Origin of the sequence: Pseudomonas sp. GM49, assembly GCF_000282355.1 — a bacterium.
Lineage (GTDB): Bacteria > Pseudomonadota > Gammaproteobacteria > Pseudomonadales > Pseudomonadaceae > Aquipseudomonas.
In genome coordinates this window covers 1-15608 of sequence record NZ_AKJL01000148.1, presented here as the reverse complement: position 1 = coordinate 15608, position 15608 = coordinate 1, and the positions used below count along the sequence as shown (strand labels likewise).

15 protein-coding genes are annotated in these 15608 nt (G+C 52.9%); 7 read left to right on the top strand and 8 right to left on the bottom strand.

The window, feature by feature from the left end; all coding sequences use genetic code 11:
* Nucleotides 1-4: 4 nt before the first annotated feature.
* Together PMI29_RS15460 and PMI29_RS15465 are read left to right on the top strand one after the other, a co-directional pair.
* On the top strand, nt 5-892 hold the full coding sequence (locus PMI29_RS15460) for an HNH endonuclease (RefSeq protein ID WP_007997906.1): 888 nt from the start codon (nt 5-7) through the stop codon (nt 890-892).
* 731 nt (nt 893-1623) lie between these two features.
* Nucleotides 1624-3804, top strand: coding sequence for a hypothetical protein (locus PMI29_RS15465; protein WP_007997904.1), 2181 nt, complete (start codon nt 1624-1626; stop codon nt 3802-3804).
* Between the two features lie 399 nt (nt 3805-4203).
* On the opposite strand, the gene PMI29_RS31985 is transcribed toward PMI29_RS15465, so the two are convergent.
* The 7 genes from PMI29_RS31985 to PMI29_RS15495 all read right to left on the bottom strand — a co-directional run bounded on the left by PMI29_RS31985 (nt 4204) and on the right by PMI29_RS15495 (nt 10318).
* Nucleotides 4204-4992, bottom strand: coding sequence for a hypothetical protein (locus PMI29_RS31985; RefSeq protein WP_007997903.1), 789 nt, complete (start codon nt 4990-4992; stop codon nt 4204-4206).
* 504 nt (nt 4993-5496) lie between these two features.
* Nucleotides 5497-6000, bottom strand: coding sequence for a glycine-rich domain-containing protein (locus PMI29_RS15470; protein WP_007997902.1), 504 nt, complete (start codon nt 5998-6000; stop codon nt 5497-5499).
* Nucleotides 6001-6027: 27 nt separating this feature from the next.
* Complete coding sequence (locus PMI29_RS15475; protein ID WP_007997901.1) at nt 6028-6309, bottom strand: ParE family toxin-like protein; 282 nt, start codon at nt 6307-6309, stop codon at nt 6028-6030.
* Between the two features lie 61 nt (nt 6310-6370).
* Nucleotides 6371-7090: a hypothetical protein gene (locus PMI29_RS15480; RefSeq protein ID WP_007997899.1), complete on the bottom strand. Its 720-nt coding sequence runs from the start codon at nt 7088-7090 to the stop codon at nt 6371-6373.
* On the bottom strand, nt 7053-7391 hold the full coding sequence (locus PMI29_RS15485) for a hypothetical protein (RefSeq protein ID WP_007997898.1): 339 nt from the start codon (nt 7389-7391) through the stop codon (nt 7053-7055). The genes PMI29_RS15480 and PMI29_RS15485 overlap by 38 nt, the downstream gene beginning before the upstream one ends.
* Entirely contained in the window at nt 7388-7930 is a 543-nt protein-coding gene (locus PMI29_RS15490) for a hypothetical protein (protein ID WP_007997897.1), read from the bottom strand. Before PMI29_RS15490 ends, PMI29_RS15485 begins: the two co-directional genes overlap by 4 nt.
* A gap of 1620 nt (nt 7931-9550) precedes the next feature.
* Nucleotides 9551-10318: a sterol desaturase family protein gene (locus tag PMI29_RS15495; RefSeq protein ID WP_007997896.1), complete on the bottom strand. Its 768-nt coding sequence runs from the start codon at nt 10316-10318 to the stop codon at nt 9551-9553.
* Between the two features lie 274 nt (nt 10319-10592).
* On the opposite strand from PMI29_RS15495, the gene PMI29_RS15500 reads away from it, so the two are divergent.
* The 5 genes from PMI29_RS15500 to PMI29_RS15520 all read left to right on the top strand — a co-directional run bounded on the left by PMI29_RS15500 (nt 10593) and on the right by PMI29_RS15520 (nt 14853).
* The gene (locus PMI29_RS15500) at nt 10593-10838 is read left to right on the top strand and encodes a hypothetical protein (protein WP_007997895.1); all 246 of its coding nucleotides are present in this window, start codon (nt 10593-10595) and stop codon (nt 10836-10838) included.
* 587 nt (nt 10839-11425) lie between these two features.
* Nucleotides 11426-11866 carry an Ohr family peroxiredoxin gene (locus PMI29_RS15505; protein ID WP_007997894.1) on the top strand — a complete coding sequence of 147 codons (441 nt, stop codon included), beginning with the start codon at nt 11426-11428 and terminating at the stop codon, nt 11864-11866.
* 78 nt (nt 11867-11944) lie between these two features.
* Complete coding sequence (locus PMI29_RS15510; RefSeq protein ID WP_007997893.1) at nt 11945-12397, top strand: Ohr family peroxiredoxin; 453 nt, start codon at nt 11945-11947, stop codon at nt 12395-12397.
* 127 nt (nt 12398-12524) lie between these two features.
* On the top strand, nt 12525-12983 hold the full coding sequence (locus tag PMI29_RS15515) for a MarR family winged helix-turn-helix transcriptional regulator (protein ID WP_007997888.1): 459 nt from the start codon (nt 12525-12527) through the stop codon (nt 12981-12983).
* Nucleotides 12984-13383: 400 nt separating this feature from the next.
* On the top strand, nt 13384-14853 hold the full coding sequence (locus PMI29_RS15520; RefSeq protein ID WP_007997886.1) for a multiheme c-type cytochrome: 1470 nt from the start codon (nt 13384-13386) through the stop codon (nt 14851-14853).
* 116 nt (nt 14854-14969) lie between these two features.
* Here PMI29_RS15520 and PMI29_RS15525 read toward each other — a convergent pair whose 3' ends face one another.
* The gene (locus PMI29_RS15525) at nt 14970-15554 is read right to left on the bottom strand and encodes an isochorismatase family protein (RefSeq protein WP_007997884.1); all 585 of its coding nucleotides are present in this window, start codon (nt 15552-15554) and stop codon (nt 14970-14972) included.
* Nucleotides 15555-15608: the final 54 nt, after the last annotated feature.

Below are 15608 nucleotides of genomic sequence, written 5' to 3'. Positions count from 1 at the left end.
TCAGATGGCAGCAAGTGCTCTCGACGTTGACACTTATTTCTCGGCAATAATTGCCAATAAGCATTTGAAAACAAGGGCTGAATTGAAGGCTGTGCAGGTTGACGTACTTGCTCTATGTAAGGGTTATGCAAAAATATTAAAATCGTTTAAGCCCCCCATCCAGCAAGGTTGGACTGACGAAGCTAAAGAGGCACTTAAGTCTTGTTATTCAGTCGGCACCAAGGAGCTATCCACGCATAAGGATGCGATTCTAAAGTCTCTGATTTCACAATCTAATATTAATGTGCAGCGTTGTGCGTACTGCATGTTGAATGACCCCAAAACATGGGATCACTACATGCCAAAGGACTACTTTCCTGAATATTCTGTTTGCCATGAAAATTTGATCTATATCTGCTATGGCTGCAATCAAAGGAAATCTAGCTACTTTGACAAAAACAAGCTAATTTACTGTCACCCTTATTTTACCGTAGATAATGATGAGGCCTTGCTGCACTGCAAGGTTACTATTACCAACGGGAAGCTTTCTATCCAATATTACGGTGGGGGTGAGGGTAAGCTAAGCCAAGCAGGTGCAGTCGCTCATCAACATCTTGAGCGGCTTGGACTGATTGACAGATTTAAAGGCGAGGCATCCAGCACAGTAAGCGGGCTCATCAGTGAGCTGCGCCAGTATTATCCTGGAGGGGTATCGCAGCGGGCATTGGACAGTGTCTTGAAACGACGGTACGCCGAAGCCAGAGAAAAGCTTGGATGCAATGCATGGGATAGCCGACTTTGGCATGGTCTAGCGGCCTGTCCAGACTTCGTTGCATACGCTAACAGCAAGATTACACAGGCGGGCTGCCCCAGCATTAAAGGTTTTCGCCAGTCCTCGCCTCCAGCTCCATAAGTCGTATAGGGGGGGCGGCGTTTTTCATTTAGATGCGGGTGTACTTTGAAAAAGAAGCCAGAGTGCGGATAGCCGTTGTTCGCACGCGTGCCGAAGTTGGAGTGCATACGATGGATATGGTGAGTGACCGCAATTGGCCGATTCTGTTGAAAAAGTCGACCATGGTTTCCGCAGCAGAAAAGTATGCGTCCGAGATTGAAATCTGTACTTTCGGCAGTGGCTTCCGGACTCAGATTTCACGTAGCAGTGTGCAAAAAGGCGTTTTAACCAGTCAATGACCAGGCTGTTTGGGCGAACCGACTTTTTCAACAGAATCGGCCGACTGCTGCCTGTGCGAAGGGCGGTTTCCGACCGAGGGTGTGTAAAAACGTTTTAGAACACGCCTGACAGTCGGGGCTGGAACAAAAAACGCGCTCCTACGCAAATTTCTGGTCTGCTGATTACACAGGCACCAGCAGATTTTACTTAGCAACGCAGACTTCAAAACAGCGCATGCGTTTTTACACACTCTGGGCCCGAAGCAGCCTGTGGAGAAGGCAGCACCTAGCCGACAACAGCCTATCCGCTTAATGCTACTCTCCTGCTCCCGTGGATAGCTTCCGCGATGGCCGTATAACCCGCTACGCAGTATGAGACTGAACCGGATTTACCACAACGACGCATAGACAGAATGCTGGCAAATCGATAGTGTCGACCTCTCGCAGTACCACCTTCAAACTGGAGAAATGGATATGGATGTCTTGGATATTAAACTAGAGAATTGCTACGGAATACAAAAGCTTGACGCAATGCTCACGTTTAAAGGAAGTGCGAAGGTTCCAGCTGGTTCTGCTTTCTCTGTATATGCGCCAAACGGTTTCATGAAGACTTCGCTAGCGCGAACCTTTCTGGATGTTCAAGAGGGACGGGACAGCCAAGATCTGATATTCCCCGCACGTCAAACCAGCAGATTAATTACTTCTGACCCAGCTACGCCGATCACTCCTGAGTCCCTATTTGTCATCAAACCATATGTTGAACGATATGCCGGGGCAGGGACCTCAACGCTTCTAGTTAACCCAAAGTTGAGGCATGAATACGAAGAGGCTGTTCGAAACATCGACTCAACTCAAGAAAGTCTCTTGAAGACGCTGAAGGAAATCTCAGGTTGGCCAGGAAAAGCATCACCGGCCTCTGAAATTAAAGACGTCTTTCAGTTTAAAAATCCTTATGACTTCTTTGCAGATCTAGCTGATAGTTTGGATGGTGATACTCGATTTTCGGACTTGGTATATGCCGAAATATTCAATGATAAGACAATCGCGGCGTTCAAGGCTGGGACTTTGCACGAGCAACTGCAAGAATATATGTCGAAGTATCAAGAGCTTGTTGAGAAATCTCCATTGCTTAGCAAAAAATTTAACCATGCTGGTGCCGCCGATGTCTCAAAGAACCTACAAAGCAACGGTTTTTTTGATGCAAACCACACGCTGAATATTTCGAATGGTGGCGAAAAGTTAGAGGTCACCTCAGCGAAAGAATTGGAGGAGCTTGTTGTTGCGGAGAAACAGCGCATTCTGGGTGATAAAGAGCTATCCGCAAAATTTGAAGCCGTAGATAAACAGCTTCAAAAAAACCTAGAGCTTAAGAAGTTTCGCGAGTATCTAACAGGGCATCCGGAAATTTTGGCCGAGCTTGGGGATTTTAACGGGTTCAGGAAGAAACTGTGGAATTCCTATTTTAATGCTGCCAAACCTGCTTTGATTTCATTTGCTGCGGCCTATGCTTCAGCAAAGGATGTAATCGCAGAGACGGCACATCAAGCTGAGGCGGAAAAGACGAAGTGGGCTGCGGTTGTTACCCAGTTCAATGAAAGGTTTTACGTGCCGTTTAAGCTGGTCGTTCAGAATCAACAAGATGTTATTCTCAAGGGAGAAACCCCGAAAGTTGCTTTTGAGTTTCAGGATGGACAAGGAACGTGTGGTGTAGAAGAGGAAAAACTGCTTCAGGTTCTGAGTCAAGGGGAAAAGCGTGCTTTATATATACTCAACGTATTGTTTGAGGTTCAGGCGCGGCGCGAGTCAAATCAACAAACGCTGTTAATAGTTGATGATATCGCAGATTCATTTGATTATAAAAATAAATACGCAATAATTGAGTACTTCAACGAAATTGCAAAAATTCCATTTTTTAGACTGGTTTTCTTAACGCATAATTTCGATTTCCATCGAACGATTAGTAGCAGGCTCCAAATTGCTAGGAGTCGGAGATTGTTCGCCAAGAAAAATCAAGGGGCTCTGGTTTTTGTAGAAGAAAAATATCAGAAAAATCCGTTCACGACATGGAAAGGTGGCCTAGCAAAAAATCCTGCCTTTCTTGTAGCCAGTATCCCGTTCGTGCGCAATTTAGCTGAATACTGCCATGGTGTTACGAGTCCGCACTATCTCATGCTCACGTCGTTGTTGCACGTCAAGGCAGATAGCACGACGCTGACCATCGGAGATTTAGAAGTGTCATTCAAAGCTACATTGCTGGATCAGGCCAATCTGTCACTTCCAAATCCGACGACCTCTGCAATGCAGCTTATTTACGATGAGGCAGATGCTTTGGCTGTTAAGGCTGATGATGATGTTGAGTTGGAATCCAAGGTGATTTTATCAATCGGGATTCGGCTCAGAGCTGAAGAATTTATGATTGCTAAGATTAATGATTCTAAATTTGTCAATGAGATCAGCAGCAACCAGACCTTTGAGTTGTATAGTAAGTTTTCTTTGATGTTTCCTGGCGCTAGCGACCAGATAATAGTGCTATCTCAGGTCAACCTCATGACGCCGGAAAATATCCATCTGAATTCGTTTATGTATGAACCTATTTTGGATATGTCGGCGCTACACCTCTACGATTTGTATGGAAAAGTTAAAGCTCTTATTTGAAGTGGATATGGAATAATCACCAAAAGCCTACACAACCGCATATAAGATCGGGCCTGACCGTCTGTTTTTGGCCGATACAGTTGAAAAGTCGGCCATGGTTTGCGCATCAGGAAAGTACGCGTCCGAGAATGAAATCTTTACTTTTGGCAAAGGCATCCGGACTCGGATTTCACATGGCAGCGTGCAAAAAAGGCGTTTTCATCAGTCAATGATCAGTCAGTTTGAGCAGACCGACTGTTTTCAACAGCATCGGCCGATTGCTGCCAGTCGCGGAGGCAGCAGTCGACCCATTCCTGATATTAACCCACGTTGGAAAAATCCGGTGTCGGGGCGCAGCGGTGGAGCCGAACTACCATACTTAGTCTACGGTAATTGGTGCGTGTGAGATGCGAGATTGACCTATCGATATTTACTACGGATCATTAAATGAAAATCGCCAAGACTAAGTGTTCCGTCAAGACTGGAAAGTTCACTCGTACTCCATGGGTTTAGTCCAAGTACCATCGCCGTGTTACTAGATCCAGCTAGAAAAATTTGATCATGAACATCATCGGGAGGAACATCACCATCACTGGAAAGGTGAATATATTTCAAGTGGGGCCAAAATTCTGACGCAATTTTAATTACCTCTGAGGCAACTTTGCTAGAAACTCTCTCGCCAAGCCAGATACTCTCTTGGCCATCAAAATCTCTCTCGTTCGATGCCTCTTGGTATACCTCAGCAGATACTCCTATTTTCCTTAAAGCACGTACCAACTCTTTCGAATTAAAGCCATTGAGTACGCTAACGGTGAAGTGTTCTTGGGTCTGAAATGTAAGGTGAGCATCGGCAGTTATTGGTGCAGCATTCAGTATGGTGGGGACCGGCACCAGTCCAGTATTCGGTAAAGCTTCGCTAATGCGGATACCAGCAGTATATCTAGCTTGCACCTTTAGCCATTGAGCGTACTCTTTGCCATCTTGAAGGTGTGGCCTAAATTTTGTGAGCATTAATGTCACGCAACTAATGACCACGAGAGTCACCACTGAAGAAAAAATTACTAAAAATCCCGCAGCCCAATCTGGTTTATCGATATTTGCCGCAGCTCCCAGCAAAACTACCACCAGAAGCACCAGCATGGAAAACCAAGCAGCCATTAGCTGAAACGGACTGGTAATTTTATCTGGTGTTAGTTTAGTTCCCGACATTTGTATTCCCAATAAGCGCGTACTGAAGCGCCCATCGTAGATATCAATTTGACACCAGTCAAAGGGTAAAGGGTCGTCTACGAGGAGTGCCTACATTTTTCTAGCAAGCCAGGGGCTGTTTTTGGTCGATTGCTACCTGCCGCCAAGGGGGCTGCAACCGCCCAAAAGCAGTCGGTTAGGGCCGACTGAAATCGGCCAGTGGTGCCATCTAGTGGTATCGAAGTGTCGAGCCTTGCTCTACGCGATCAGATAGCAAACAGTCCGGTGCCGGAGTTTGAATAAATGAAGAGTGCGGCAGACCGCACTAGGTGGACTGCCGCACTCGACTAACGCGCTACGATTTTTTCGGCGGATGGTTACCGCGGTCTTTACCTGACTTTTTGCCGGTTGTGCTCGGTAGATTGGGGACTTCCGGGCGTGGGGCGGGGGATGGAGGGCTGGGGTTTTGTGGTTTCTTGCTCATCTTGAGTTTCTCCAGAGTTTGGTTGGCTATGAATTGCCCGCTTACTTGCAGGCACCTTCGACTCGACAGGCGCAAGTGGTGGGGACGTGACATGCGTGGTCCTTGCAGCGCATGGCCTGTGTCTCGCAGCCGCCACCGGGGTAGGCGCCGAAGTGTTGCTCGTACAGCGCCACCGTGTGAGCGAAGGCGCTCTTCAGTTCCTGGTAGTCGTCCTGACCGTAGATGCCGAAGTAGGGGTAGTGGTCGATGAAACGGCCGAACACCTGGAGGCAGTTCTCGCGATAGGCACGGGTGTCCAGGATGTGTGCATGCCAGATAGCATCGACCTGCTTGCTCGGCACCAACGCGACAGTCGGATACAAGCACTTGAGTGTCAGGAAACGGCGATATTCCAGCTCCGACGCGTCCCATTGTGCTGCGCTCATTTCGGCCTCGGATGACGCGGTGTACTTGTGCTTGAGGCGCTGGAAGTCCAGTTGGCTGACCTGCATTTCCAGACCGTTGGCGGCGAGCAGAGGTTGTTTCAGGGCAATAATTGCAGTCATGAGTGTGTCTCCAGTGAATGAAGGGAATCAGGGCTTGAGAGCCCGCCTTCGCTTCAGTTCACGCTCGAAACACTGGCGGCTGACCAGACTTTGCGGCGAGTAGCCGTACACGCTGGTCATGTAGAGCAGACGCCAGTCGCAGCCGAGCTTGAAACGCACCAGGCCGTTGCGGCAGCGCACGCGTTTGCCGCCGAGAGCAGTGAAGGGAATGCCGGCCTGCAGGGCCTGATCAATTTCGATGGCCTTGCACAGATGGCATGGACTTACCTGATGTGGGCAGTTCGCGAGGATGTGTTCGATGGTGTTCATGCTTGGCTCCTGTGTGATGACGGAGCCAGTATTTATTTGTTGATTCCACTACCAAGACCTTTCATCGCCAAGTGTCGAGCAGGTCGTCGAAGGTCCTTGCCTCCTCATAGGCGGTCAGGATCATCTGCCGATATTGCAGCAGCAGTGGGTTATCGGTTTGCAGGGTCGCCGCCACAGTGTGCGCCTGCTCCAGATCACCGTTGAGGTAATGCACCATCATGCTGTCGCCCATCGACAGCGCGGCCGTCTGGCAGGCCATGGCCTTGAGCAGATTACCGCCGTAGTCGTCCAGGCCCATCTGCGGCAGCGCGTTGTCGAAAGGGTTGGGCAAGCGCTCCAGCTTGAGGTCGACCGCCGATTTGAGCATACCGAGCAGGTCCACAAGTTGTTTGTTGATCAGCCCCAGGCTGGCCACCGACTGCCGTTCCAGCAGCAGGCTTGCGGCCCAATCGGCGTGCTGTCGGCGTTGCGCCGGTTGAGTGAACAGGAGGATCACCGTCTTGGGGTCGCCGAAGATACCATGCAAAACAATGGCATTATGCAGGCAGTCCAGCTCACTGCGCGGTAGTGACCAGCGCTTGCGTCCGCCTTCCGTGAAGCTGATATCTTCCTTGTGCAGCAGGAGCACCCCGGCCTGGCTCATCGCCTTGACTAGCGTGTTCAGGGCATTGCGTAGAGTATCGTGGTGGGCGGGCTTGATGCCAAACAGGCGCTCCACCGCCTGTGGTAGGGTTAGCCCTTGTTCATTTACCACAAGCTGTTGCCAGTAAGTGGTCGACATCCTGTGCACCGGGCTGTTCAGCGCGCTTAGCAATGGTGTTGGCCTGCTCGCGCCAGTCGCGGGTTCCGCACTGGTTATTGCGTTGGTACTCGTCGAGCACGCCTCGGCAATAGCCGGCACGCATGGCTTCGGAAAGCGAGGTTGTTTGCGCAGCGGCAAAGCGCAGTTGGTCGTGCTTGTCGTAGATATTCACCAGTTCGGTACAGCTCTCAATTAGCCGGGCCGGATCGGTGCCGGCCAGGCTGAGTTGAATGGGCAGGCTCAGCAGCGTCAGGGTCAACAGGGGTGTGAGGGTTTTCAAGGGCTGACTGCCTTGTCTGGAGCCGGGGAAGTGCTGGGCTCCTGGCGGGCGTTCTCCGTCACCGGTTTGGGCTGTTCGGCAATACGTGGTTGCGTAGGTGCGCCTAGGTACAGGGCCAGTAATGCGAAGGCGAAACTCAGTATTTCTCCCGATTTGTTGGCTAGCTTCAGCGAGTCGAGCGCCTTTGCGGACCCCGATGGCTCCAGGGTTGCCAAGACGATCATTCCTACGGCGAGCAGAATGCCCTGCGCCGTCAGCCAGCGCCCCAGGCCACGCCAGAATCCATAACCGAAGTGCCGCGCGTAATGGCAATGGCGCCAGGTCAGCGACAGCGCCAGTAGCAAAAAGGCCCATTCAAGCAGGGCCATATCGGCCAATCCTTCGCCATACTCGAAAATCAGAGTGAAGTATTCGTCTATGGCGATTAGCCCCAGCATCCAGAGCGCCAGGTGCTTCAGCCCCTCGAGCAGGCCACAGGCAAAGCGCGCCAAGCCAGTATCGACCCGGGTGAACACGGAGAGTTTTGGGTTATCCCGCATGGAACATCCTTGTCGATTAATGGAGGTCAGGCATGGTCTGCTCGACCATGGCATTGACTAGGTGCTGATGCATCTGACGAGTCTGGCTGAAGCGGGCCTTGAGTGGGTCTCAGAGTGGCATCCTCTAAAATTTGAACTACTCCGAAAAGCATCGGGCAGCTCACCAGTGAATACCGGCATCAATCTGCAAAGCGTGCTGGTCAAGTCCGATGCAACGACGGATGCACACGCTAGATAATCTAGTACTCGAGCGGCCGGTCTGCCACCCCGCCGTACTTCTGGAGGACCACATCTTCGGTCAGATCAAAGCAATCTAACTATTGGTCTTTGGCGTGGCAGTGCTTAAAGCGCTAGCTAGTGTTTGTATATCTCTTCTCTAGTCCGCTTTTTGTCCATATCGGGTGCGGACAGATTGCGGACGTTTCGCTTATGGCCTGATCCGTTGCCCGGCACTTGGCTCGTAGACCGCTATTGTTCTACAAGCAAGGCAAGGCAAGGGTTCCGGTGGTTTCGATTAGTCCACCAACTTCGATCATGGCGCACCTAGAAAACTGATCAGATTGTCGACCATCTCGACGCTGTAGCCTTCTAGATTTCCGTCAACCAAAAGCGTATTGAAAAGACACTAAACGGAATGTAGTCAGCCAACCGTCGGAAGTCGGTCCGCATGCAATGCGGACAAAATGCGGACAACCTCCCGGTATCGAACTCTTCGCTATGAAAAGCAGTGGACCACTAAGATCGGATCGAACATTACTTACAGTGAGCTCCTGTAGGCATACGACGTCAGCCCTCGATAGAGACATGTGCCGAGCCGTCTGACCAGTCACTTCAGTGCGAGCTGCGCTGCTATTCGCCTCCAAGCGTCAGACGGACTGGAAGCGGGTGAGCGGCCTGCGGCTTGATAAAGTCATTAGGGAGAGGGGGGAGCAAAAGTCTGGAGCGCTGACCCCATGGACCGTTCTCTGCCCGTTTCAATCATTAATTCGTAGTTTTTTAGGAAATCGCCGTCTTGGGCGAATTTGGGGGAATGCTGGAGGTGCTGCGTCAAAAATATTAGCGTTCGCAGTATCGGCGCCCCCACGCCCAAACTATTTTTCCATCTCTTCCATCCCAAAACGGGGTGAGTAATGATGACCACAAGCGTCACCCGGCGACGGCAAAACGGGGGGGCTGCACGATAGGCGACCGGCGGGAGGCGGAGAAGATAAGGGTACTTCCCGTTTTAGGTATACGTTTAGGTATACGTACTGAGATTAATAATAGATGAAGCCAGTAAAATAGCGGTCTGTAGATGGTATATTCGACCCCGGCTTCGGCACCAATAGTATGATTTCAGATGTTCCCGTAAACACCTGAAACCTAGAGAAACCGGCCTTGTAGCCGGTTTTTTTGTGTCTGAATATCCCCTTATGTTCCTGTACAGCCCACGATTTAGGTATATATCGGTTCGATATCGAGGCGTATACCTATGGCGCGCACCGTACCCCCCCCTTACCGACCCCAAATGCGAGGCCGCCAAGCCCCACGCAAAGGACTACACCTTGTTCGACGGACAAGGGCTGCCCGTAAAGGCAGCGCGAACCGCGCGCCGTCGTGTTCACCTGCACCTGATCCGTGTTACTTCGCCCGGGCGGGCCAGATGATTGCATCGATCAGGCCGGACGGCGGTTTCTTGTCGTTGAGTCCGGTGGGTGGAAATTCCCCCGTGCGCGGCTGACGGTAGGTGCCGAACAGCACGTCGAAGATTGGAAACAGCCCTGCAAAGTTGCAGTCGTAGTGCTCAGGCAGTGCCGAGTGGTGAATGCGATGATATTGCGGCGAGTTCAGAGCGAACGACATGCGGCCGAAACCAATTCGGATATTCATGTGGGAGAACACGTTGTAGAAACTGATGGCCGCGTATAGGCCGACGATGGCGGAATTTGCTTTGAAGATCACCCCAGCGAGCATGAAGATCGTCAGCATCTTGATCCCGTGTTCAGCCCAATGATGCCGGCTGGTCGTGGTTGCGTTTAGCGCCGTATCGCTGTGGTGGAACGAATGCATGGCCCACATCACCGGAAAGCGATGCTGCGCACGATGGAACAGGTACTCCATGAAGTCGAGCGTGAAAGCATAAAGCAGAAAGCCGAGCAGTAGCCCCCATCCAGTGTTCGGCAGATCGATCCAGCCACCGCCTGCAGCATTGACGGCGACAACCGTGGCAACGGAGACCAGTGGAACAATTGCGGACTGCGCCAAGGCGTACAACAGCGTGTAGAGCAGATTAAAGCCGGCCGACTTTAGTGGTTGCACCTGGGCTGGATTGATGCGCTCGATGAGAAGGGCGATCACGAAGATGGCCAACAGCGGGATGGTACCTAGTAAGGCGGCTTTAATGTCCATATTGACCTGCTCTTCTCAAAGTAGTGTCTTACGAACAGCGGTGTTTGGTATTTTTTGCATTATCGAACTGGCCGCTTCTTGTTCTTGGTCACCATATCAACCATCCGCGTCGGCGATTTTTTTGATAGTAGCCCATGACCACTCCACCACAAGCCGCCGCGACGCTTCATCGACTGGAAGGGTAAGTTAAAAGTCTGGAGTCTTCGCCTCAACGACCAGTCCCTGTCCGTTTCAACCGTTAATTCGTGGTTTTTGGAAAATAGCCGTCGAGATCGTGGAGCAAAACGGGCTAGAGCCGTTCGGCTACGGATTTATTTGCCACGATAAGTGGGAAGACTCTTACGAGGTTGTCGAGGCTGAACATGGAGAGATTGACGGTGAGATCGTAGAGGTAAAGCCGGAAACCACCAAGCTGATGAGCCCGGCAGGCGACCGCTTCAGCTTCCGTATGGACGAGCTTTATGCCTTCATCGCCGCAGGATCTGAAGCCAGACTGGCCGCGTTGGCAGGAGAGGCATAGCTCCCTAATGCCAGTCAGTTAAGCGGTAATGCGATCTGTAGCAGCTGCCGAGCCCGCGAGGCTGCTGCTACAAAGGGTGTAGCGGCTGAAATTGCTTGCCTGACTGGCATTAGGCTCGATTGGCCGGTTTTTTATCGAGTGAAAGACGTCCATTTCATTTCAGCGCCTAAGAGTTGATCGCCATGCGTGAAAGCGATCCGAACCGAGCAATCAGAGGTCCCCGCAGGGCCGGATGGTGGAAACCGATCATCCTTTTGGCAAGGGGGAGGGCGAGGCCTCGCGTCTACCGCTCATCGCCAAGCCATAAAATAACTTTGACATCACCGGGGCCTTGGTTGAGTATTCATCCATCGCATGCGATCTAATCGATAGCGATAAGAAGCAACGACAACCCTGCCGTTTGGAGATTCAGCCATGAATACCGGAAGCCGCCGCACAATGTATATCTCTACCGCTCGAGCTACCCATGGTCACAACGGCAACAACTGGATCATTGCACACGCCAATTGATGAACGTTGTCTCTTTCAATATCAAAAGAATCGCACACGACAAAATCGTACAAAACTTTAATCCTGAGGAAATCCCCATGAGCAAAATCGAAAAAGTACTGGCAACCGGCAAAACCCACACCACTCACAGCGCTGTCGGCGGTCACAACGGCAACCTCGACATCGTGCTGTCGTCCCCTGGCAGCGATACGCCGGCACACGTGTTCACCGCCGTTCAGCCGCACCCGAAAGCCGAGCAACTGTTTGCCGGGGCCTGGTCAGCCTGCTACACCGCCGCAGTGGGGCTGGTGGCGCAGGAACGCAATATCGTGTTGCCAGCGGATATGGCCGTCGACATTGAAGTGGACCTGGGCCAGACTGGTTTGGCCTATTTCCTTCAGGCCCGACTGACCCTGCGAGTGCCAGGGCTGGCACAGGATGTCGCGACCGAACTGGCGCACATTGCCGATTCCATCTGCCCTTACTCCAAAGCGACACGCGGCAATATCGACGTTGCCCTGAACGTTATTACGGCGTGATGCCTGGATGCATCAAAAATACCGCATGCGATAAAAGCGTATGCGAACTTAACTGACAGTAATCCTGAGGAAATCATCATGAGCAAGATCGAAAAAGTACTGGCCAGCGGCAAAACCCACACCACTCATAACAGCGCAGGCAACACGTCGCGCGGCCATAACGGCAACCTCGACATCGTGCTGTCGTCCCCTGGCAGCGATACGCCGGCACACGTGCTCACCGCCGTTCAGCCGCACCCGAAAGCCGAGCAACTGTTCGCCGGAGCATGGTCGGCCTGCTACATCGCAGCGGTGGGGCTGGCCGCCCAACAGATGAAGGTGACACTGCCGACTGACACGGCCGTCGACATTGAAGTCGATCTGGGCCAGACCGGCGCGGCTTACTTCCTCCAGGCCCGACTGACTTTACGCGTGCCGGGGCTGGATCATGGAGTGGCGACTGAACTGGCCCACAACGCCGATGCAATCTGCCCGTACTCCAAGGCCACACGCGGCAACATTGATGTCGACATCAACGTCCTGACGGCATAACCCGCTGCACGGCCGGCTCACCGGGGATTTTCCCGGTGAGCCGGCCGTCGGTGTTTATGCGCACTTCCGATACCATCGCGTACGACGTATAGTTTCAGTCTTGCCAGATTGACCCGAGAGAACGTCCATGAAAAACACCGACAAGACATCCGCCCTGGATCTCAAACTCTCCGAGTTCCTGTGTTTTGCGGTCTACTCCACCAACCTGGCCTTCGGCAAGGCCTACAAGCCGATGCTCGAACGGCTCGGCCTGACCTATACGCAATACATCACTCTCGTTGCGCTGTGGGAGGAAGACAACCAGACCGTTGGCAGCCTCGGCGAAAAGCTGTTTCTCGAATCCAATACCCTCACGCCGATCCTGAAGAAGCTGGAAGCGATGGGTTATTTGCTGCGCCAGCGCGACCCGGAAGACGAACGCCAGGTGCGGATCAGTCTGACAAAAGAGGGGCGAAAACTGCGTGAGGGCCTCCGCGAAGACGGCTTCCCGCAAACCGGTCTAGACCCCGACGACTTCGTGCAAATGCAGAAGGCCATTGTGAAGTTACGGGGCAATCTCATCCGCTCGACGAAAGACAGAGAGTAAGTCGTATCGAGTAAAGTGAGTTGCCCCAGACTTCCCGTCTGACACCACCCCCCGATTTCGGAGTGAACTCCCCCCACTAATGGGCGTTATCGCTCAGCAATATTCGCCTCTTCATTCGCCGGTTACTTCAATCGCTGGCCAATGTTTGCGGGTCTTTCACGTTACCGCACATATTTTATACAACGCTGGCAGAGTAATTGCTGAGTGAGCTTGTCCCGTTCATGCAAGTTGCAGGGTCGGGATGCTGTGGAGCTGTCAGTACTCCATTGAGTGATTGCCTGTAACCATCGGTTTGCATCACGAAGTAGCTCTGGCTACTCGATACTGGGGTTACTCAATCCTGGGGCTACTCAATAGAAGTACTGCAGTCATCCTCTGCAACCGTCCAGGGGAAATGCTTATGAGCCACTCCAGACATACGTGCGCGCAGGTAGCGCTGCTTCGGTTGTGCTTTCTAACCTGCCTGCTTACGGTAACGCTGGTGGTGGGCGACGAACCTCAGGGCAATGACAATCAAAGTAATGACAAGTGGCTGGAGCCGGCACGCTCCAGGCTTATGCATGTAATTGGCGGGATGCCGTTCTTTCCGCATCGGGCCAATACCCCCGGCAACCTGGTTTTGAATGCAAAAGACTTCGACAATGCCCAGGTCTGTGGCGCTTGCCATACGGAGATTTACAAGCAGTGGCGCACGTCGATGATGTCCCAGGCCTGGGATGAACCCATCTACCGGGCCTTGCTCAAGCGTGCGAGTACGGCCACCGAGGGGAAGGTCGACAACTTCTGCACCGGCTGCCATACCCCGATCGGTCTCACGACCGGGCAGATCAATTCGCAAGTCAACCGCTCCTCGATTGAAGACAGCGCGAAGAATCATCCGATGCCTGGGGTCGATTGCGAGACCTGCCACAACATCAGTGCCCGCACGGGCCTCGATAACGGCGCCTATGTCCTGAGCCCGCGAGCGCACGGTAAACCAACCAAGTTCGGCCCGCGTAAAGATGCCGTTTCGCCTTATCACGATACCGTGTATTCCGCCCTGCACACGCGCTCGGACTTTTGCGGCACCTGCCACAACGTCACGCACCCGTTCAGCAGTGTGGCGGTCGAGCGCACTTATGACGAATGGCAGGAGAGCGCCTACAGCTTTAACAACGTAACCTGCCAGAGCTGCCATATGCCGGGTTTTGCGGGTAAGGCCGCGATCATGGGGCCAGACCGCGAGGAGGTCGCCTCGCATTGGTTCAGCGGCGCCAACGCGATGATGCTCCAGCATCTCGGTCAGGAACAAGGCGCTCAACGCGCGCGCGACATGCTCGCGCGCGCGGCGGAAATAACGTTCCAGCAACTGCCCGCCGCCATCATTCCCGGGCAATACACCTCGGTAGCCGTCAAGGTTTCCAATGTCGGCGCCGGGCACAAACTGCCGACCGGCTTTCCGGAGGGACGGGAGATGTGGATCGATTTCCGGGTGCTGGATGCCAGTGGTCGCGAGCTCTATCGGCTAGGTTCGATCAAGGACGGCAAGACCGAGAACGACACGCGAAATTTCAAAGTGCACATAGGCGACAAGGACGGCAATCCGTTGGATGTCGAGGTCTGGAATGCCACGCAAATTCTCTCGGACAACCGCATTCTGCCCAAGGGCTACGATATCGGGGAGTTCTCCTTCCTGGTGCCGGTCGACGCAGTCGGGCCGCTGACCTTGACTGCCGAACTGAACTACTGGCCGTTTTCGCAGAAGCTGGCCGACTACCTGCTCGGCAAGGATAAGGTGCAGGTGGAAATCACCCAGATGGCCAAAGTCACTCAGAGCGTACCCTTGTCGACCAGCCTGCCGGTTGCCGGAGGGGATACGGCGCACTTTTAACTGCGCGGTGTCGGTGTCCAGGCGGATCCCGATCACTCACCGCAAAGGCTGCGGATTCAAACTGTCAGGCAGACTGAACCTCGTAACGAGGTGCAGTCCATTACCATGCAAAAGCTTTAACCCTGAAGCGCTTCCATCAGCACTTGTACCAACTGCCCACCTTCTGGCGTCGCCCAGCTCCCAGCCAGTTCGGCAATCAGCTGGTTGGTGGTGGTCAATGTCACACCACCCTTATCCATCCGCCGCAGGGCGATGTCATCGGCCATGACGCTGGGTGAACCACCGCCATCGGCAACGACCTGAACTTCGAAGCCGTCGCGTACAAGGCTCAGGGCTGGGTAAACGGTGCAGACGTCATTGGTGACACCGGCAATGATCAGCTTTTTTCGGCCGGTAGCCTTGACGGCTTCGGCGAAGTTTTCATCGTCCATGGCATTGACGATTCCCATTCGTTTGACTCGCGAAGCGAACTCGGAAGGCAGGATCTGTTCCAGTTCACTGAGCAGTGGGCCTTGTGCGTATTCTTCCATACTCGAGGTCAGCACGACCGGCAGTTTCAGGATGCTGGCGGTCTTGGCGAGCATCAGGGCGTTGCGTTTCATCTCTTCGAACGGAATGGATTTGACCCATCCCATTGTCCCCACCTGGTGATCAATCAGCAGCAGGGCGGCATTGTCTGCACTGAATTTTTCGTAGCTCATGATGACTCTCCTGATAGCAAGTTGAGGGGTATGGCCCCGGGGGGGGGGTGGGGG